The 19477-nt window shown below is 64.9% G+C and carries 21 protein-coding genes; 12 read left to right on the forward strand and 9 right to left on the reverse strand.

What is annotated here, in order from left to right:
- Positions 1-217: 217 nt before the first annotated feature.
- The 5 genes from P4U43_RS14335 to P4U43_RS14355 form a co-directional block, all read right to left on the reverse strand.
- Positions 218-1630: a D-alanyl-D-alanine carboxypeptidase family protein gene (locus P4U43_RS14335; protein ID WP_277359337.1), complete on the reverse strand. Its 1413-nt coding sequence runs from the start codon at positions 1628-1630 to the stop codon at positions 218-220.
- Positions 1631-1718: 88 nt separating this feature from the next.
- On the reverse strand, positions 1719-2471 hold the full coding sequence (locus P4U43_RS14340) for an amino acid ABC transporter ATP-binding protein (protein ID WP_277359338.1): 753 nt from the start codon (positions 2469-2471) through the stop codon (positions 1719-1721).
- A 3-nt stretch (positions 2472-2474) separates the two neighbouring features.
- Entirely contained in the window at positions 2475-3260 is a 786-nt protein-coding gene (locus P4U43_RS14345; RefSeq protein WP_277359339.1) for an amino acid ABC transporter permease, read from the reverse strand.
- Between the two features lie 78 nt (positions 3261-3338).
- Positions 3339-4142: a transporter substrate-binding domain-containing protein gene (locus tag P4U43_RS14350; RefSeq protein ID WP_277359340.1), complete on the reverse strand. Its 804-nt coding sequence runs from the start codon at positions 4140-4142 to the stop codon at positions 3339-3341.
- A gap of 136 nt (positions 4143-4278) precedes the next feature.
- Positions 4279-5631 (reverse strand): isochorismate synthase, encoded by a 1353-nt coding sequence (locus tag P4U43_RS14355; protein ID WP_277359341.1) that lies wholly within the window; start codon positions 5629-5631, stop codon positions 4279-4281.
- A gap of 94 nt (positions 5632-5725) precedes the next feature.
- Between P4U43_RS14355 and P4U43_RS14360 the strand changes: the two genes are divergently transcribed.
- The 3 genes from P4U43_RS14360 to P4U43_RS14370 all read left to right on the forward strand — a co-directional run bounded on the left by P4U43_RS14360 (position 5726) and on the right by P4U43_RS14370 (position 9010).
- Positions 5726-6490 carry a demethylmenaquinone methyltransferase gene (locus tag P4U43_RS14360; RefSeq protein WP_277359342.1) on the forward strand — a complete coding sequence of 255 codons (765 nt, stop codon included), beginning with the start codon at positions 5726-5728 and terminating at the stop codon, positions 6488-6490.
- On the forward strand, positions 6491-7759 hold the full coding sequence (locus P4U43_RS14365) for a geranylgeranyl reductase family protein (RefSeq protein WP_277359343.1): 1269 nt from the start codon (positions 6491-6493) through the stop codon (positions 7757-7759).
- Between the two features lie 147 nt (positions 7760-7906).
- A complete protein-coding gene (locus tag P4U43_RS14370) occupies positions 7907-9010 on the forward strand; it encodes a polyprenyl synthetase family protein (RefSeq protein WP_277359344.1) in 1104 nt (367 codons plus the stop codon).
- 136 nt (positions 9011-9146) lie between these two features.
- On the opposite strand, the gene P4U43_RS14375 is transcribed toward P4U43_RS14370, so the two are convergent.
- Entirely contained in the window at positions 9147-9728 is a 582-nt protein-coding gene (locus tag P4U43_RS14375) for an endonuclease domain-containing protein (RefSeq protein WP_277359345.1), read from the reverse strand.
- Between the two features lie 138 nt (positions 9729-9866).
- Here P4U43_RS14375 and P4U43_RS14380 point away from each other — a divergent pair, with 138 nt between their 5' ends.
- The gene (locus P4U43_RS14380) at positions 9867-10037 is read left to right on the forward strand and encodes a hypothetical protein (RefSeq protein WP_277359346.1); all 171 of its coding nucleotides are present in this window, start codon (positions 9867-9869) and stop codon (positions 10035-10037) included.
- Between the two features lie 166 nt (positions 10038-10203).
- Here the strand turns inward: P4U43_RS14380 and P4U43_RS14385 are convergent, their stop codons facing one another.
- Genes P4U43_RS14385 through P4U43_RS14395 form a run of 3 tightly spaced genes read right to left on the reverse strand, consistent with a single transcriptional unit; the run spans position 10204 to position 11762 of the window.
- Positions 10204-10671 (reverse strand): HIT family protein, encoded by a 468-nt coding sequence (locus P4U43_RS14385; RefSeq protein ID WP_277359347.1) that lies wholly within the window; start codon positions 10669-10671, stop codon positions 10204-10206.
- Positions 10668-11090, reverse strand: coding sequence for a hypothetical protein (locus tag P4U43_RS14390; protein ID WP_056543734.1), 423 nt, complete (start codon positions 11088-11090; stop codon positions 10668-10670). Before P4U43_RS14390 ends, P4U43_RS14385 begins: the two co-directional genes overlap by 4 nt.
- Before the next feature lie 36 nt (positions 11091-11126).
- Complete coding sequence (locus tag P4U43_RS14395) at positions 11127-11762, reverse strand: trimeric intracellular cation channel family protein (RefSeq protein ID WP_277359348.1); 636 nt, start codon at positions 11760-11762, stop codon at positions 11127-11129.
- 53 nt (positions 11763-11815) lie between these two features.
- Between P4U43_RS14395 and P4U43_RS14400 the strand changes: the two genes are divergently transcribed.
- The 8 genes from P4U43_RS14400 to P4U43_RS14435 all read left to right on the forward strand — a co-directional run.
- Entirely contained in the window at positions 11816-12583 is a 768-nt protein-coding gene (locus tag P4U43_RS14400) for a sirohydrochlorin chelatase (RefSeq protein ID WP_404800750.1), read from the forward strand.
- 129 nt (positions 12584-12712) lie between these two features.
- Positions 12713-14449 (forward strand): nitrite/sulfite reductase, encoded by a 1737-nt coding sequence (locus P4U43_RS14405; protein ID WP_277359349.1) that lies wholly within the window; start codon positions 12713-12715, stop codon positions 14447-14449.
- A 2-nt stretch (positions 14450-14451) separates the two neighbouring features.
- A complete protein-coding gene (locus tag P4U43_RS14410; RefSeq protein ID WP_277359354.1) occupies positions 14452-15192 on the forward strand; it encodes a phosphoadenylyl-sulfate reductase in 741 nt (246 codons plus the stop codon).
- Positions 15193-15440: 248 nt separating this feature from the next.
- Positions 15441-16364, forward strand: coding sequence for a sulfate adenylyltransferase subunit CysD (gene cysD, locus P4U43_RS14415; RefSeq protein WP_277359355.1), 924 nt, complete (start codon positions 15441-15443; stop codon positions 16362-16364).
- Positions 16364-17734 carry a sulfate adenylyltransferase subunit 1 gene (locus tag P4U43_RS14420; protein ID WP_277359350.1) on the forward strand — a complete coding sequence of 457 codons (1371 nt, stop codon included), beginning with the start codon at positions 16364-16366 and terminating at the stop codon, positions 17732-17734. The genes cysD and P4U43_RS14420 overlap by 1 nt, the downstream gene beginning before the upstream one ends.
- Positions 17735-17767: 33 nt before the next feature.
- Positions 17768-18484 (forward strand): ABC transporter ATP-binding protein, encoded by a 717-nt coding sequence (locus tag P4U43_RS14425; protein ID WP_277359351.1) that lies wholly within the window; start codon positions 17768-17770, stop codon positions 18482-18484.
- Entirely contained in the window at positions 18468-19307 is an 840-nt protein-coding gene (locus P4U43_RS14430; protein WP_277359352.1) for an ABC transporter permease, read from the forward strand. The genes P4U43_RS14425 and P4U43_RS14430 overlap by 17 nt, the downstream gene beginning before the upstream one ends.
- On the forward strand, positions 19304-19477 hold a 174-nt coding region (locus tag P4U43_RS14435; protein ID WP_277359356.1), incomplete at its 3' end, for an NAD(P)-dependent oxidoreductase. The genes P4U43_RS14430 and P4U43_RS14435, both read left to right, overlap by 4 nt.

The following is a 19477-nucleotide window of genomic DNA, read 5'->3' on the forward strand; positions in this document are numbered from 1 at the left end:
GCGATCTGCTGTTCCGAGGCCTCGTCAAAGTCGAAATCCTCCGGGTACAGCACAATGTCGACGTCCCGTGAGTGGGACAGCTCGCGCAGTTCCAGCGGCGTGAACTTTACCTGTGCGGGACCGCCACGCGCGGGTGAAGCAGGCGGTGCTGGACGCCGTCGGGCGCTGACCGCAGCTCAGCCTCATCCAGCGGAGCAGGGCGCCGAGACTGCCCCGCTCAACGGAACAGCCGGTAGGTCTGCCAGCCGTGGCCGATGGTCGCGGCAGCTCCCCACCGGTTGCCCGGCATAGGGTAGTACCGAAGTTCTCCCGCAGCTGAGCGCGCCCGCAGACCATATGAACCGGGACCCTGGAACCCGGCAATGGCCTTCACACTGTCCATCCCCTGCCACCCATGGCCGATCACACGCCGGGCTTCATTGACGAACGCACCGGCTCCTGTGGAACGGTACAGTGCCAGCTGTCCGTTGGTCCGGATGGCGAGGATGTCCTGGTTGCCGTCGCGATCCCAGTCGGCCTGAGTGAGGCGCAGGTTTTGCCAGCCGTGGCCTATCCTGGCGGGCGCTGACAAACCGGCGCCGGCGGTGTTCGCGTAGTGCCACAGCACGCCTGCACCGTCCTTCGCCACCACGGAGGGGAACCGGCTGCCGCGGAGCCAGGCTCCCACGGTGATGTCGTAGCTTCCCCAACCATGACCTATGCTGATCGGCGCCCGGAATCCGCCGCCGAACTGACCGCGGTACAGCGTCAACCGGCCGTCATTCCACTGCGCAAGGATGTCCTGGAGCCCGTCGGCATTCCAGTCGGTGCTGAAGCCCGCCTTGAGCGTGGACCACCCGGCGCCGAGCCGCGCACGCGGACGAAACCCGTTGAGGAAGTTTGACGGATATGTCCACGACGTTCCCGTCGAGTCGACTGCGACCACGTCGGAGGAGTGCTTGATGGGCGGGTTGGAGCCGTTGTAGTAGTGCTCCATGGTGGGGATGCCTCGGGTCCGCATCTCGGTGGCCACGGACCTGCCGACATAGCGCAGGTGCCACGGCTCGAAGGTGTAGCCGGTGGTGGACTGATACCCGTCCGGGTAGCGGATGATGAACCCGTACCGGTGCGCATTCGCTGCCACCCAGCGGCCGCCCGCCGTGGTGGCGAAGCAGGCGTTGAGGCCGCATGAGCCGCTGAGGTTGCCGACGTCGACCGCCAGCCCGGTCTGGTGCTCGCTGTGGCCGGGACGGGCAGAAATGGTGTCCGCGACCGCCTGGCCGTACTGGGCCACGTACGAGTTGTACAGCGCAGCCTGCTGGTCATAGGAGCGGTACGCGCTGACCACGGCAAGCGGCGCGCCGGCGCTCCTGGCACCCGCGAAGAGGTTCTGCAGATTCGCCGACACTTCACGCCGGAGCACATAGTTGGTCCCGGGGAAGAATACGAGATCCGGCGCAATGTACCGGAGGGGATTGAGCGGCCGGGACTTGGTCACCAGCACCTGGATGTTGCCGGGGTCATTCACCGGGAGCGCGGCAACGGCCGGCGGTGCGGTAAGCAGCCCGGTGAGCAGAGTGAAACAAACGACGACGACGGCGGCGAACCGCGCTCTCAGGCGCGGCCGTCCGGCGGTGGGAAGCTCGGACATGGGATTCCTGGGGTAGGGGAGACCAGGCGGGTTGGTGCGTATATTTTTGCACGCACCAACCCGTTTGGAAACGGCCCTCAAATCACAATTAGAGAACCTTCGAGAGGAAGCCTCGCGTGCGCTCGTGCTGCGGGTTTCCAAGGACATCATCCGGCTTGCCCTGCTCCACGACAACGCCGCCGTCCATGAAGACAACGCGGTCGCCGACCTCGCGCGCGAAGCCCATCTCGTGGGTGACCACCATCATGGTCATGCCATCACGCGCAAGCTGCTTCATGACGTCGAGGACGTCTCCGACCAGCTCCGGATCGAGTGCGCTGGTCGGTTCATCGAAGAGCATCATGTCCGGGTCCATCGAAAGCGCCCGGGCGATGGCGACGCGCTGCTGCTGGCCGCCGGAAAGCTGAGCCGGGAACGCATCGACCTTGTCCGCCAGGCCCACCTTGTCCAGGTTGCGGCGGGCGATTTCCTCAGCTTCCGCCTTGCCCCGCTTCTTCGCGCGGATCTGGGCGAGCGTCAGGTTCCGCAGGACCGTGAGGTGGGGAAACAGGTTGAACTGCTGGAACACCATGCCAATGCGGGTACGCACCTTGTCCAGGTCAGTGTCCTCATCGGTGATGTCGACGCCCTCAACGATGATGGTTCCCGAGGTGGGCTCTTCCAACCGGTTGACGCAGCGCAGCAATGTGGATTTGCCCGATCCGGACGGGCCGATGACGCAGACCACCTCGCCCTGATCAACGTGAAAGTCGATGCCCTTGAGCACCTCGTTGTCCCCGAAGGACTTGCACAGCTTGCGTACTTCAATGGCGGGTACGCCCGTTGTTTGCAGTTCGGCCATGACCTACCGGCCTCTCTTGTTATGGCGTTCCAGTTTGGCAACCAGCTGGGTCAGCGGGAGGGTGATGATCAGGTACAACAGCGCGGCAAGAACGAGAGGCGTCGAGTTTGCCTGCGAAGACACGGTGTCGCGCGCGAAAGTGGTCAGTTCCCTGTCGCCGAGCGCCATGCCCGCGATGAACAGCAGCGAGGTGTCCTTGATCAGGATGACCAATTCGTTGGTCAGCGGTGGAGTGATGATGCGGAATGCCTGCGGCAGCACCACGGACACCAGTGTCCACGAGGGCCGCATACCGAGCGAGCGTGCCGCTTCAACCTGACCTTTGGGCACAGCCTCGATGCCCGCGCGGATTGTTTCAGCGATGTAGGCCGAGGAGACAACGATCAACGCAATCAAACCGGCGCCGGTCGAACCTCCCGGCGGACGCCACTCGAAGGCGATCGGCACGGCGAACGCGAAACCGAAGATGACGAGGAGCGCCGGGAGGCCCCGGAAAAGTTCGATGTAGGCAGTGGCAACCCAGCGGTAGGGACCCACCGGAGAAAGCTTCATCAGCGCCAGGATCAGACCGCCGATCATTCCACCGATGAAGGCAATGACCGTGTAGACGACGGTGTTTTTCGCGGCCTCGGTGACGACCGTGGGAAAGGCTTCAGCCGCAACATCGAGGTTGAAGAAGTTGGCACGTATTGCTTCCCAGTCGGCAACGAGGATGACGGCAGCGACGGCAAGGATGAAAATTGCGTACAGGACTCCGCGGAACAAGCGTTTGCGGGTAGATGGTCTCACGTGTTTTACCTATCTTTCAGGAGGTGAACACGGCTGCGGCAGTCCCAGAAGCTGGAACTGCCGCAAGTCCGTGGAAGCTTACTGCTCCTCGAAGTAGGTGTTGTAGATTTCGTCGTAGGTGCCGTTGTCACGCAGCTCCGCGAGCTCGGTGTTCACAGCCTCGACGAGCGCTTCGCTGCCCTCCTTGGGGAATGCGAAACCGTACTGCTCATCAGTCTCGAACTCCGCAGCGATGGTGTACTCGCCTTCCTGCGTGTGGTTCAGGTTCACCGGCAGGTCCTGCAGGATCGCGGCAACGTTGCCGGCCTGCAGCGCCGCATAGAGCTCGGCGTCGCTCGGGAAGGCCACTACCTCGGTGTCTGCGGGGACATTATCGCGGGCGTACTGCTCGCCGGTGGTGCCCTGCTGGACGCCCACGGATTTGCCGGCGAGGTCTTCAAGAGTGGCGACGTCAGAGTCAGCAGGAACCAGAAGCGACTGCAGGGAGTCGTAGTACGGGTCGGCGAAGGTCAGGTTCTCTTCCCGATCAGGAGTGATGGTCATGGCGCTGGCGCCGACATCGCACTGCCCTGCGGCAAGCACGGCACCGGACTGCAGGCCGTCGAAGCCGACATCCTGCACCGAAAGCTCAAGGTCAAGTCCGGCAGCAATCTCCTTCATCAGGTCCATATCGAACCCGACATACTCACCGTTTTCCTCGTATTCGAACGGCTCGTAGGGGATGTCAGAGCAGACGGTCAGGGCACCGGGGGATACGAGGTCGAACTCGGAACCACCTGCTGCCTCGCCGCCCTCTTCGGACTCGGAACCGCCGCCACACGCGGTTAGTGCCAGGGTGCCGATTGCTATAACGGCGAGCGACTTGGAAATCTTGGAAAACATGCAGTACCTCAGCTCGGGACGGAGTAAAGACTCGGGACGGAGTAATGAAACGTCATGGACGATTCTATCGGTAAAGAGATGTGCATCACAGGCTACAGGAATTGCCTATTGGTAACCAAGCGCGACAGCAATCGAGTCAGGATCGTAATGGTGCCCGCAGGCCCAGCGCCTCGATCATCGGCCGGAACTTGCTCCACGTTTCCGCCAGCTCCGCCACCGGCTGGGAAGCCTCGACAATGCCGCACCCGGCGTACATCCGGACCCGCGTCGGGGTCTCGACGACGGCGCCCCGCAGGGCGATGCCCCACTCACCGTTTCCTGTTGCATCCATCCAGCCCACCGGCCCGGCATACGGTCCGCGTTCCAAATGTTCCAGCTCGCGAATCAGTTCGCCCGCCACCGTAGTAGGCGTCCCGCACACGGCGGCGGTGGGGTGGAGCGCCTCCACCAGGGCCAACGACGACGGCACGTTGCCCTCGCTGTCCACCGTGAGCTCCGCACTTACATCGGACGCCAGGTGCCACACGTTGGGAAGTTCAAGGACAAACGGTTCGCTGTGCGAGGTCATGGTCCGGGTGAAGGGCTCCAACTGCCGTGTAAGGGAGTCGATCGCAATCTCATGCTCGTGCTGCTGCTTCTCGGAACCGGCCAGAACCCGGTTCGCGTATCCGCTCTCACCGGCGGGGGCGGTTGAGCGGTCGAGGGTTCCTGCCAGCACCCGGGCGCGGGCTGTCTGGTCCTCGACCTTGATGAGCATTTCCGGCGTGGAGCCGATCAGCCCGTCCACCGAATACGTCCAGCAATCGGAGTACCGGACGGCGAGCTCGCGGAGCACCTGCGACGTCGAGATCGGGGATCCGAGTTCCGCGACGACATCGCGGGCCAGCACGAGCTTGCTCAGCTCACCTTCCCTGATGTGCGCGACCCCGCGGCTGACGGCCGTCATCCATTGCTCTTCGGTCAGGATTCCCGGGGCAATCCGGTCTCCCGAACAGGGTTTGCGTTCGGGCTCCACCTCGTCGAGGTAGGCGGCGAGTTCCGCTTCGGCGGCTGAGGCACTCAGCTCTGCGCCGTCGTCGTCCGTGATGTAGGTGATCCAGCTCTTGCCTTCCCGGCTGCCGACAAGAATGCGCGGCACTATCAGGCGCGACAGGTGACGGGACGTCTTTGAGAAGGCGAACGAGCCGAACGCCACCAGCCCGCTGCCCGGCTGGGCGAGGGGGTCAACGACGTCAGCCGCCGCAACAACCTCGCGCCACCAGGCCTGAGCCTCAGCGAAGCGGCCGGGGCCGGAGGTGGTGAAGCGCGCCGTTTCACCGAAGGCAACGATGCCTCCGCCGCGCCGGATCCAGGTGTGGACATCACTGCGGACCACGAGGTCCAGGAGGCCGGTGTCGAGCTGGAGGTCGCCCCGCTCAAAGGTGATGCTGCGGAGGGCCGGCGCCTGATTCAGCGGCGTCGCCACTGCGGCAGGGGACGGATTGCTCATGATGCTCTAGCGTACTCCCGAGCGGCAGCCCGCCCGTTCCGCTAGGCGAGGGGCCGCATTTTTCGGCACTGACAATGTTTGAGACAATGACAAAGTGAATCGAGCATCGCTGGATAAGCGTCCTGACGAAGTTGCAGCCATGTTTGACGACGTGGCGCCCAAGTATGACGTCGTTAATGACGTGCTGTCGCTGGGGCAAACCCACCGGTGGCGGCGGATCGTTGTTGATGCCGTAGACGCCAAGGCCGGCGACCGGGTGCTCGATCTCGCAGCCGGTACGGGCACCTCCAGCGAGCCTTACGCGGACGCCGGCGTACACGTGGTCGCGTGTGATTTCTCACTTGGAATGTTGCGGGTGGGCAAGCGCCGCCGGCCGGATATCGACTTCATCGCCGGAGACGCCACCGACCTTCCGTTCGCCGACAACTCCTTTGACGCCTCCACCATCTCCTTCGGCCTGCGCAATGTGGACAGGCCCACCAGGGCGCTGGAGGAGATGCTCCGCGTCACCAAGCCTGGGGGCCGCCTCGTCATCGCCGAGTTCTCCCAGCCGATCGTTCCGCTGTGGCGAACCCTGTACACCGAATACCTGATGCGGGCGCTCCCGGCGATTGCCACCAAGGTCAGCTCCAATCCCGCCGCCTACGTCTACCTCGCCGAGTCCATCCGAGCCTGGCCCAACCAGGACGAGCTCGCGGGCTGGATCACGCAGAGCGGCTGGGAATCGGTCGCGTACCGCAACCTCAACGGCGGCATCGTCGCGGTGCACCGCGCCACCAAACCGGAGGGCACCATCACGACGACGGCGGCCGCCTCACAGACGCGCGGTCGGCGCCGCAGCAGCAGGGCTGCCAACTAGGTGTCAGTCCTCATCATCGGAGCGGGGCCTGCCGGGTCCACTGCCGCCTACTACCTGGCCGCCGCAGGGATCGAAACCACGGTTGTCGAGAAGACCTACTTTCCCCGGGAGAAAGTATGCGGCGACGGCTTCACGCCGCGCGCCGTCCGGGAGATCCAGCTGCTTGGGTTGCCGCATGGCGAGGAACTCGGCTGGCGGCGGAACAAGGGCCTGCGGCTGCTGGCCGGCGGCCGCACGGTGGAGCTCCCGTGGCCCGAACTGTCCGACTTCCCCTCCTACGGGCTTGTCCGTACGCGCCTCGGCTTCGATGAGCAGCTCGCCTCGCACGCCCGGTCCGCCGGAGCACAGATTCTCGAGGGCCACTCCGTCACCGAAGCAGTACGGGATGAATCCGGGCGGGTGACCGGCGTCGTCGTCAATGTTCTGGGTCCCAACGGGCGCCGAACCGGCGAGCAGAAAACACTCAGCGCGGACGTCGTGCTGGCTGCGGACGGCAACTCGACGCGGACCGCCGTGAGTCTCGGTATGGCCAAGCGGGATGACCGGCCGCTCGGCGTCGCTGTACGTACATACTTCACCAGCCCCCGGCATGAGGATCCGTGGATGGAGGGCTGGCTCGAGCTGCCGGACGCCTCCGGAAAGCCGCTGCCCGGATACGGCTGGGTGTTCGGTGTGGGCGACGGCACGTCGAATGTGGGCCTGGGGATTCTGAACTCCTCGGCGTCGTTCGGGAAGCTCGATTACAAGCAGGTGTTGCGTGACTGGACTGCCGGGATGCCCGCCGGGTGGGGGTTCACCGAGGAGAACCAGGTCGGCGAAATCCGCGGTGCGGCGTTGCCGATGGGGTTCAACCGCACGCCGCACTATTCACCCGGACTGTTGCTGCTGGGGGACGCCGGGGGCATGGTGTCGCCGTTCAATGGTGAGGGCATCTCCTATGCGATGGAGTCGGCGCGGTATGCGGCCGAGTTCATCGAGCGGTCGTTCACCGCTCCGCCGGGGATTGGGCGGGACACCGTGCTTGCCGGCTACGCGCCGTACATCCAGGACCAGTGGGGGAGCCACTTCACCCTCGGGCGGATCTTCGCGGGGCTCATCGGTAAACCGGCCATCCTTCGCCTCGCGCTGCGCACCGGCATGCCGATCCCGGTGCTGATGCGGTTCGTTGTGCGGATGCTGGCCAATCTGACTGACTCCTCACCGAAGGGCTTCGAGGATCGGCTGATCCATGTGCTCGAGAAGCTGGTCCCGGCAACCAGCAACCAGTAGTTTGCCCGAAACCCCTCGGGAACTTTTGCGCACGTCCGGTGGGTTCGACGGCCGTGGAACGCACCGAAACTGCACAAAACTTCCCGGGTTGTGCGCCTGATCCCCGCTGCGCTCGCATCGGGTCCCTCGCCCGATAGGCTTAGACCCATGACGGATTCCCCCCACACCAGCTGGACCCGCGCTGGCCATCCTCGGCCGCTCATCGACGAGCTGGACCCGAGCACCGGTGTGATTGCTACCGGGATGCGCCTGCCGGCGGGTTTCGCCCTGATCGCTGAGGACCCGGAGCTTGGTCCGGCGGTGTCGACGTGCCTGGCGAAGGTTGAGAAGCAGCTGCGGGAGGCGATCTCCAGTTCCGACCCCCTGGCCGATGCCACCTCCCGCCACCTGGTGGAAGCCGGCGGCAAGCGGATCCGTCCACTGTTGACCATCCTTGCCTCCCACCTCGGGGACGCAAGCAAGGCGGAGGTGGTGGTTGCCGCCGTCGTCGTCGAACTGACTCATCTGGCAACGCTCTATCACGACGACGTTATGGACTCCGCGCCCTACCGCCGCGGTGCGCCCACGGCCCACGAAGTGTGGGGCAATTCCGTGGCCATCCTGACCGGGGACCTCATTTTCGCCCGTGCGTCGATCCTTGTCTCGGAATTGGGATCGCGTGCGCTGGGCATCCAGGCGCGCACCTTTGAGCGGCTGTGCCTGGGCCAGTTGCATGAGACCGTCGGCCCCCGTGACGGCGAGGATCCGGTGGAGCACTACCTGTCGGTCATTGCGGATAAAACCGGTTCGCTGGTTGCGGCGTCCGGCCAGTTGGGTGCAATTTTTGCGGATGCACCGGCGTCGGCTGTGGACGTCATGGTGTCCTACGGCGAGAAGGTCGGAGTGGCGTTCCAGCTTGCTGACGACGTCATCGATGTCACCGGGCTGAAGGACAAATCGGGTAAATCCCCGGGTACCGATCTGCGCGAGGGCGTGCCCACGCTGCCCGTGCTGTTGCTGCGGCAGGCGGCGGCGTCCGGTGATGACTCCGCGCAGCGGGTGCTCGCGCTGGTCGACGGCGATCTGACGTCCGATGAAGCCCTGGCTGAAGCCGTGTCCGCTCTTCGCGGGCATTCCGCCACCCGGCAGGCGTGGGCTGTTGCGCAGCAGTGGGCGGAAGACGCGGTGACGGCGCTCGACCCGCTGCCTGACAGCATGGTCAAGACGGCCCTGGCGAGTTTTGCGCAGGCGGTCGTCAGCCGAGACGTCTGATTCCCGGTCAGTTCACCTCCCGCGTGCACAATCCTGCAACTTCCGGGCGTTTCGGGGGACGCCGGCCAGGGCATTCCGCGTCGTTGCTTGCGGAATGAGGAAGGAGCCCTCAAGAACCTGCAGGATTGTGCACGGTTCAGCGCCCGTGAGGCCGTCCTCGGCGTAACGCCAAGCGAATCTGATCCAACATCGCTTCCTGCTCGAACATGACGTCCTCGTAGCCGTACCGGAGAATGAGGTAACCGTTGAGGAGTGACGCATTATTGCGGCGGTGGTCTCGTCGAAGCGCCTTTCGATCGGAGTGAAAGCCAGCGCCGTCGATCTCCACCACAAGGAAGCCGTCGAGTAGAAAGTCCACTCGTCCTACTCCTTCGATGCTTACCTGAGTCTCCACGTGGAACCCAGCCGCTACGAATAACAGTCTGGCGACCACTTCAATGGGTGATTCAGCGCATCCGGTCACGCGGCGCAGGGCTTCCCTGGCCTTCCCATTTCGGTCTCCGTCCAACCGGTCGAACAGAAAAGACAAAGCCATGTCACCACGCCGGACGGCACTCTCGACCATCACCACCGCTTCATGCAGGGGACGACAACGCAGCACGTGAAGGAGTGCATCGCCCAACCCGACCAATGGTAGGTATGGATGAGGCGGCACGCTGAGGGACCGGTGATTCACATGGGTCCCGCTTCCGCCGTCCGGGCAGCTCAGGTGGAGCATTTCGGGTGAATCCAAGCACCACAGACCGAAGTGGCTGGCTGCTGATACACAACTGAGCCGGCCGTTGTGACTCACTGCCGACACGAAATCCGAAGGCGCCCCGGGTATGGCGAGTATTCCTCGTCGTACTTTCAGGACTTGCCCCGTGCTGATGGCATGATCCATGGCACGCCGGCTGACGCCGCGTTGGCGAAGCGTGCGGACTGGCGCGACGCCACCGACATGGCGCAATTGTGCAGCAGGATCCATTCGGTCAGTGTCAAGCCAACCGGACCAGGGTTCGGACTGGAGCGTCCCAATGTGGACTAACTCAGCCGCCGGAGGAATTTGTGGAGGAATGCTGACCGAGCACAATCCTGCAGTTTCTCTCACCTGGACGAGTCCAGATCCGCATGTTCTCAGGGCACAACGGCGTGGCATCCCACCGATCGAGCCTGAAAGTGCACGATTGTGCTTGGGCGTAAGCAGCTAGCAGCTAAAGCGCAGCGCGGAGCTCGCCAGCCTTGCGGGCCCGGATGGCGGGGTCCACGATGGGGCGCTTCGGCGTGAAGTAGAAGCCGTCGTCGTGCCAGCGGGGAAGCACGTGCTGGTGGTAGTGCCACACGTGCTGGCTTCCGGCCGGCTCGTTGTGCTGGCGGGTTGAAACGCCATCCGGGTTCCACGCGCGCTTGATGGCAATGGCCATGTCCCGGGTGACGGTCATGATGCGGCCCGCGACGTCGTCGGGCAGTTCATACAGCAGCTCATAGTGAGCGCGCGGAGTCACCAGGACGTGCCCGGGGTTCGGCTCGAAGCCGTGGGAGGCGATGAACGCCAGCACCAGGTCATCCGAGTAGATCAGGTCGCCGGGCCTGCAGAGATTGGTCGGGAACCGAAACTCGCCGGACGCCAGATCGCAGAAGGGGCACTCATACCCCGCAGGAGCGTGCGTTGTCCAGGTCATTCTGCCTCGTCGTCGAACACCCAGTCGAACATGTCAAGCATGAACTCACTGAACGTTCCTTCCTCGTTCTTCCAGGAGGCCCGCGCATTGTTGCGCCGCCACACTATGGGATCCGGGACATTCAGCTGATCTGCCTTGATGCCCCAGACAAACTTCTCATCCACGTCTTCCATGAAGAGCAGGAATCCGTCTTCGATCTCCAGCTCGTCCGGATCCCACACATAGTGGAACGCCTCCATGAGATCTTCGGAAGCACCGACCGCGAGGTAGAACTCGTGCACGGCCATCGGAAGCGGGAAATCCTGGCCTTCGCGCAGCTCCGCCAGCTCGTCTTCCGAAAGGCCGTCTTCCGGCACCCAGGGTTCCTCGAAATAGGCAGGTACGAGGGCACGGAATTTATCCAGGAACAGCTCGGTCACAGTGGCTCCAGGTGGTGTCAGGGGGATGCCCTCATCCTATCCCGTGGACGGGGGGTCGGCGCGACGCGCGTCCTGAGCTGCGAGGGGTGCATGCCAGCCCGACCGCCACGCCATCACCCGCAGCGTGAATACCAACACAGCGACGACGATCCCCGTCACCACGTTGAACAGGCCCAGCTCTGCCAGCGCAACAGTGAGCGTTGCACCGAGGAAGGCGGGTAGGGCATACAGGTCACCGGTGAAGAGCTGCGGCACCTCATTTGCAACGACGTCGCGCAGCAGACCTCCGCCGACTGCGGTTGTCACTCCCAGCAGCACTGCCGCTACGGGGTTGAGGCCCTCGTTGATGGCCTTGAGCGCACCGACGATGCAGAACAGGGCAAGGCCTCCTGCATCGAAGAGCACCAGCGGCCGGCTTGCTTTCTCGATCCCGGAATACAGGAAGTAGACCAGGCCAGTGGCAAGCAGCGGCGGCACCAGATAGAGAGGGTTGTAGAACGCTACGGGCTCGACGTCGATGATCAGGTCCCGTGCCACTCCTCCTCCCAGCGAGGCGAGGGAAGCCAGCAGCAGCGAGCCGATCAGATCGAACCCCTTGCGCGCCGCCAGCAGCGCTCCGGACATGGCAAAGAAGAAGACGCCGAACAGGTCCAGGACCAGCGGCGCGTTCATGAGGTCTCTGCGTTACGGGACACAACTGTCAATAGTCGCAGGCGGGTGCTTCAATGGCCAACATGCAGACGCCCAAACACCCCGTCCTGATCGCCTGTTCGCACGGAACCAGCAGCGCTGAGGGGCAGGCGGCCGTCAATCAGCTGCGGGATGAGATGCGTGCCCTGCGCCCCGAGCTGGACATCCGGGAAGCCTACGTCGACGTCCAGGAGCCCGATCTTCCCGGGGTAGTGGCCTCGCTTCCGGACGGCCCGGCCGTCATCGTGCCGCTGCTGTTGTCCGTGGGGTATCACGTTAAAGTGGACATCGCCGAAGCGGTGCAGAGCCGCCCGAACACCTTCGCCGCAGCTCCGCTAGGCCCCGACCCGAGGCTGGCGGAGCTGCTGCAGCAGCGGCTGGAGGAAGCGGGCGTGCAGGTGAGTGACGCCGTCGTACTTGCTGCAGCGGGTTCCTCGGACGCCTGCGCGGCTGTGGACGTCGAGGAGCTGGCAGGGCAGCTTAACGGACTGCGGACCGGGCGGATGGTCGTCGGGTATGGGGCCAGCGCGAGCCCCTCCGTTCCGGAAGCAGTGGCAGGGGCTCATCAGGACGGCACCGCTCCGGCGATCGCCTCCTATCTGCTGGCTCCCGGCTACTTCCATGACCAGCTCGCCAAAGCCGGCGGCGCCGTGGTGAGTGCGCCGCTGCTACCGTCGACGGCGCTCGCGGAGATTGCGCTTGCCCGGTACGACGACGCCGCCAGCCGCCTTCAGGTGCCTGACCCCACCAGGGACTGCGGCAGGGCCTGCCGGCCCCTCGTCAAGGCATGCGCCAGGCCCTGACCAACGCTGGTTCCGCGAGCGCGCCAGTCCTGTCAAGACCCTGCTGGCATTGTGACGTGCTGTGTCCCCACGTGAACGGGTGTTTCCGGACCTTTGAAGGGCTTCCGAGGTCGGTCCTACTGTCTTTACATGACGAGTTCACTCGCGACCGAAGCAGCCCCTGAAGCCGGGCGAAAGCCGCGCGCGGCCAGGCCCGCTGCCAAGCCTCACGGCCAGTGGAAGGTTGACGGCACCACGCCTCTGAATCCCAATGAAACCTGGAAGCAGGAGGATAACGGGCTCAACGTCCGTGAGCGGATCGAGCAGATTTACGCGAAAAACGGCTTCGATTCAATCGATGGCACGGACCTTCACGGGCGCTTCCGCTGGTGGGGCCTCTACACGCAGCGCCGGCAGGGTATCGACGGCGGCAAGACCGCCACGCTCGAACCGCACGAACTCGAAGACAAATACTTCATGCTGCGCGTGCGCATTGACGGTGGTGCGCTCAGTACTGACCAGCTGCGGGTCATCGGCGGTATCTCCACCGAGTTCGCCCGCGACTCCGCGGACATCACGGACCGCCAGAATATCCAGCTTCACTGGGTCCGCGTTGAGGACGTCCCCGAGATCTGGAACCGCCTTGAGTCCGTCGGCCTCTCCACCACCGAGGCCTGCGGCGACGTTCCCCGCGTGATCCTCGGTTCACCCGTGGCGGGGATCGCAAAGGATGAAATCCTCGATCCCACCCCGCTCATCCGCGAACTGAGCGACCGGTTCATCGGCGATCCCGAGCTGGCGAACCTTCCGCGCAAATACAAGACCGCGATCACCGGCCACCCGAGCCAGGACGTGGTGCATGAGATCAACGACTTCGCCCTGGTCGGTGTGGTCCATCCCGAGCTCGGCGCAGGCTACGACCTCTGGGTAGGCGGTGGCCTCTCCACCAACGCCCGCCTGGCGGAACGCCTGGGCGCGTTCGTCACTCCGGAGGTCGCCGCCGAGGTATGGCTTGGCGTGACCAGCATTTTCCGGGACTACGGCTACCGCCGCATGCGCACCAAGGCCCGCCTGAAGTTCCTCCTCAACGACTGGGGTGCCGAGAAATTCCGGCAGGTCCTGCAGGACGAGTACCTCGGTTTCGAGCTCCCTGACGGTCCCGCTGCGCCCAAGCCCGATACTCCGGGGGACCACATCGGCGTCCACGAGCAGAAGGACGGGAAATTCTTCATCGGCGTCTCGCCCACGGTTGGCAGGGTCTCCGGAACAATCCTCACCTCACTCGCCGACACCCTCGAAGCTCACGGCTCCACCCGGCTGCGCACCACCCCGCATCAGAAGCTCGTAATCCTCGACATCGAGAAGGAGCAGGTGGAGCCGCTCATCTCAAAACTGGATGAGCTGGGGCTGTCCGCCCGGCCATCGCTGTTCCGCCGCTCCACCATCGCGTGCACGGGCATCGAGTTCTGCAAGCTCGCCATCGTGGAAACCAAGGTCACCGCAGCCACGGCCATCGCCGAGCTTGAGCGCCGCCTGAAAGACCTCGTTGACAGCGGCACGCTCACCCAACCGATCGCGCTGAACATCAACGGCTGCCCCAACTCGTGCGCCCGCATCCAGACTGCGGACATCGGCCTCAAGGGCATGATGCTTCCAACGCCCGACGGCGACCCCACTCCCGGCTTCCAGGTTCACCTCGGCGGCGGGCTAGCGGATTCCAACCGCGGTGAGGCAGGCCTCGGACGCACTATCCGCGGCCTGAAAGTCACCGTCGAGAACCTGCCCGACTACGTCGAACGCGTTGTCCGCCGCTATGTCGGCGGTCGCCAGGATAACGAGACCTTCGCCCAGTGGGCGCACCGAGTCGAGGAAGGAGACCTGCAGTGACGCTGTCACCCGAGAACGTTTCCCTGGAAGCCGCAGGCCGGTCCCGCCGCCCTGAAGCCGAGTTGAAGGCACTCGCCGCCGCGGGTGCCGAAGAGCTCGGCTGGAACTCCTCCGCCGAGCAGGTGATCGCCTGGGTAGCCCGAAACTTCAACCTGTCCCAGGCCGCCGTTGCCTGCTCCATGGCCGACGCCGTCCTGCCGCACCTGGTGTCGCAGCAATTCCCCGGCATTGATGTCCTCTTCCTTGACACCGGCTATCACTTCACTGAAACCCGGATTACCCGGGACGAGGTTGCCGGCCAGCTCGACGTCACAATCGTCGACGTAATGCCCGGGCAGACTGTCGCCGAACAGGACGCTACCTATGGCAAGGACCTGTTCGGCCGGGATCCCGCCCAGTGCTGCGCGCTCCGCAAGATGAATCCCCTCAAGAACGCCCTGGCCGGCTATGAGGTCTGGTTCACCGGGGTCCGCCGTGACGAGGCACCCACCCGGACCAACACGCCGCTGGTCACCTGGGACCACGTGCACAACCTGGTCAAGATCAACCCGCTCGCCGCCTGGACCTTCGACGAGCTCCTCGACTACGCGGGCGAACACCAGGTCCCCGTGAACATGCTCCTATCCAATGGCTACCCCTCGATCGGCTGCAAGCCGTGTACGCGGCCGGTAGCCCCAGGAGAAGACCCGAGAGCCGGCCGTTGGGCCGGCCTAGCGAAGACAGAGTGCGGAATCCACCAATGAGCTCATCAACCAACACCTTCCTTCCCAGCGGTGCAGGCTCCGCCTCCACCGCTGATGCCGCCCCCGCCCCTTCGCCGCACGGCCGATCTACGACCGACCAGGCGCGCGGCTCCGACAGCGGTGGCAGCCTACCCAACGCTCGCAAGCTCGCGTCGGGGCCCTCGGCTGACACCTTAGATGCCACTCCCTGGGCGGCATCAGCGGCTCCGGCTCAGCAGGCAAGTCACCTCAGCGAAGCGGGAACGGCTCTGCAGACAGACCGCATCGGGGGAGCCACGCACCGCTTGAGCTCATTGGATGCGTTGGAATCCGAAGCGATTCACATTATTCGGGAAGTCGTCGCCGAGTTTGAGCGGCCCGCTTTGTTGTTCTCCGGTGGCAAGGACTCGGTTGTCATGCTGCACCTTGCTACGAAGGCGTTCTGGCCCGGCAAGGTTCCGTTCCCGGTGCTGCACGTCGACACCGGCCACAACTTCCCCGAGGTTCTGGAGTTCCGTGACCGCACCGTCGAGCGGCTCGGAATCAGGCTCGTCGTTGGGTCCGTCCAGGAGTACATCGACCGCGGCGAGCTGAGCGAACGCGCCGACGGCACCCGTAACCCGCTGCAGACCGTCCCGCTGCTCGACACCATCAATGCCAACAAGTTTGACGCAGTCTTTGGCGGCGGCCGCCGCGATGAGGACAAGGCCCGAGCGAAGGAACGGATTCTGAGCCTGCGCGACGAGTTCGGTCAGTGGGATCCGCGCAACCAGCGGCCCGAGCTGTGGAATCTGTACAACGGCCGCCACACCGTCGGCCAGCACGTGCGGGCGTTTCCCATCAGCAACTGGACCGAACTGGACGTCTGGCGCTACATCGAGCGCGAGAACATCGAGCTTCCGGGCCTCTACTACGCCCATCAGCGCGAGGTGTTCCGCCGCGACGGCATGTGGCGCGCAGTCGGCGAGGTTTCCCAGCCCACGGAGAGGGAAACGGTGGAAACTCGCATGGTCCGCTACCGCACGGTCGGTGACATGTCCTGCACCGGAGCCGTCGAATCGGCTGCGGCGGACGTGTCGGCAGTCGTGAGGGAAGTCGCCCTCAGCACACTCACCGAACGCGGTGCCACCCGCGCGGACGACCGGATCTCGGAAGCCGCAATGGAAGACCGCAAGAAAGACGGGTACTTCTAATGAGCACAGCAGTCGAAACCGCGCTCGAACACTCCACACTCTTTCGGTTCGCAACCGCGGGCTCCGTCGACGACGGCAAATCCACCCTCGTGGGCCGCCTCCTGCATGACAGCAAGTCGGTCCTGGCGGACCAGCTCGACGCCGTTGCCCGCACCTCCGCTGAACGTGGTTTCGGTGGGGAGCGTGGAGGTTTGGACCTCGCCCTTCTGACAGACGGCCTGCGGGCCGAACGGGAGCAGGGCATCACGATCGACGTCGCCTACCGCTACTTCGCCACCGCCAACCGCACCTTCATCCTGGCGGACACCCCCGGGCACGTGCAGTACACGAAGAACACGGTAACGGGCGCTTCCACGGCCGACGCCGTCGTCGTACTCATTGACGCCCGCAAGGGTGTCCTGGAGCAGACCCGCCGGCACCTCGCGGTGGCGCGGCTGCTGCGCGTGGCGCACATCATCGTGGCAGTGAACAAGATCGACCTCGTGGACTACAGCGAGGCCGTGTTCCGCGACGTCGAAGCGCAGCTCAAGCAGGCCGCCCGCGAACTGAAGGTCGACGAACCCGCGATCATCCCGGTGTCCGCACTGGAGGGTGACAACGTGGTGGACCGCTCGGAGCGGACCCCGTGGTACGGCGGTCCGTCGCTGCTGGAGACCCTCGAGCAGCTGCCGGCACTCGCTGACCTGGAGACCGACCTCGAAGCCTTCCGCTTCCCGGTCCAGACCGTCATCCGCCCGCAGGGCGCGGTGGCTCCCGGGCTCGACGCCGACACGTACCGTGACTACCGCGGCTACGCCGGGCAGGTAGCCGCCGGGTCCATCCGGGTGGGGGACGCCGTCATAGTGCAGCCCTCCGGACGCGAAACGACGGTCACCGGCATCGACTTCGCCGGGCAAGACCTCGAGGAAGCCTTCGCTCCGCAGTCAGTGGTGCTGCGGCTCGCCGACGACATCGACATTGCCCGCGGAGACCTGATTGCTGAAGTTAGTTCAACCGCCAGCCTCCCGCAACCCACTCAGGACCTCTACGCAGCCCTCTGCTGGCTGTCGCCGAAGCCGCTGAAGGAGGGCTCCAGGCTTCTCATCAAGCACGGCAGCAAGACCGTCCAGGGGCTGGTTCGCCAGGTCATCAACAAGCTGGACCTCGCCACGTTCGCCGATCAACCGGCGTCGGGCCTTGAGCTCAATGACATCGGAACCGCCCACATCCGGCTCGCGTCAGCGCTGCCCGTGGACAACTACGGAAACTTCCGCCGTACTGGAGCCTTCCTGGTCATCGACCCGTCCGACGGCAACACCCTGGCCGCAGGCCTGGTGGAGTCCGACCACCTTGAACTGTCTGCCCGCGAGGACGAGCGTTATGACAGCTAGCAAGCCCGGTGCGCCTTGAACGGCGCACCCACTGTGGAAATTGCTAACCTGAGCAAGAATTTCGCAAGCATCCCGGTCTTCGAGGGGCTCGACCTGTCGATTTCCAGCGGCGAGTTCGTCTGCCTGGTCGGCGGATCGGGCTCGGGCAAGTCGACCCTGTTGAACATCGTCGCCGGGCTCGATCATGCCGACGGCGGTACTGTGCTGGCGCCGCCCGCAGCAGTCATGTTCCAGGAATCGGCGCTGCTGCCGTGGCTCAGTGCGGCCGGTAACATCTCGCTTGCGCTGAAGTTCGCCGGCGTGCCGCGGCAGGATCGTCAGCAACGGACGCAGGAACTTCTGAACCTGGTGCGGCTTCCCGATGCCGGCTACCGGTTGGTCCACCAGCTCTCCGGCGGGATGCAGCAGCGGGTAGCGCTGGCACGCGCCCTCGCGCAGAACCGCAGCCTGCTCCTCATGGACGAGCCGTTCAGCGCGCTCGACTCCATCACGCGGGATTTCCTGCACGACGAGCTGGAGGATATCTGGCGAGCCACCGGCCGGACCATCGTCCTGGTGACCCACAACGTTCGCGAAGCAATCCGGTTGGGCCAGCGCGTTATTCTCCTGGCCTCCGATCAGGGTTCCATTGCCGGCGAATGGCGGGTCTCGGATACCCAGCGCCATGACGCCGTCGCCGGTGCAGCCCTGGCTGAAACAATCAGGACCGTCCTCCACCGGGAGGTGCACGGTCTTGCCGCAGTTAGCTGAACCCAGACGGTCCGCGCAGTCCGTTCCGACCGTTTCCAGGGCACGCCGGCACGGGGGAGTCCTGCTGACCCTGGCGCCGGTTGTCACCCTCGCCGTGGTCCTCGGTCTCTGGGCCGCTGCCTCGTCGATCAACGGCGGAACGGGGCCCTCAGACCTCTTCGCTGCGCTGGGACGGCTGTGGCACTCCGGAGAGGTCGTCCAGGGTGTCGCCACCAGCCTGAGCCGGGGAGTACCGGGGTTCCTCCTGTCCGTGCTCGTGGGCACTGTGCTGGCGCTGGGCTTGTCCGCCTCGATCTGGCTCCGCGCCGCCGTCGCCCCCTATATGACGTTCCTGTTGACGCTGCCAACCGTGGCCTGGGTGCCGCTGGCCATTCTCTTCTTCGGCGTCACCGACGCCACGGTGTACTTCGTGGTGCTTACCGGCGCCGTTCCGGCCATCGTCAACGGCCTGCTCGCCGGCGTGGACCAGATCCAGCCACTGCACCGCAAGGTGGGCAGGGTACTCGGCGCGGGAACCTGGGACACCGCACTCCACATCGTGCTGCCTGCGGCACTCCCGGCCTACATCTCCGGACTCCGGCAGGGCTGGGCATTCTCCTGGCGAGCGCTGATGGCCGCCGAAATCATTGCCGGCGGCCAGCAACTGGGCCTCGGCCTTGGCACGTTGCTGCAGCGCGGGCGCGAGCTCGACGACGTCGGCGGTGTCATGGCAACCATCCTGCTCATCCTCGTCGTGGGAGTAGTGATTGAAGTGTTGGTTTTCGGGCCGCTCGAACGTCACCTGCTCCGCCGCCGCGGCCTGCTCACCGGAGGTTCGCAATGACCTACCCTCTTGGACTGCAGTTGCGCGGTCGCAAGGTCCTCGTGGTGGGCGGCGGCCCGGTGGCCGCACGCCGGCTGCAGGCACTGCTCGACGACGGCGCACTGGTTACAGTTATCGCCCCCTATGCGTGTGAGGACATCACCGACGCTGCCGCCGCCGGCCGCGTGGAC

The sequence above is a fragment of the Arthrobacter vasquezii genome, assembly GCF_029455255.1.
GTDB lineage: Bacteria > Actinomycetota > Actinomycetes > Actinomycetales > Micrococcaceae > Arthrobacter_D > Arthrobacter_D parietis.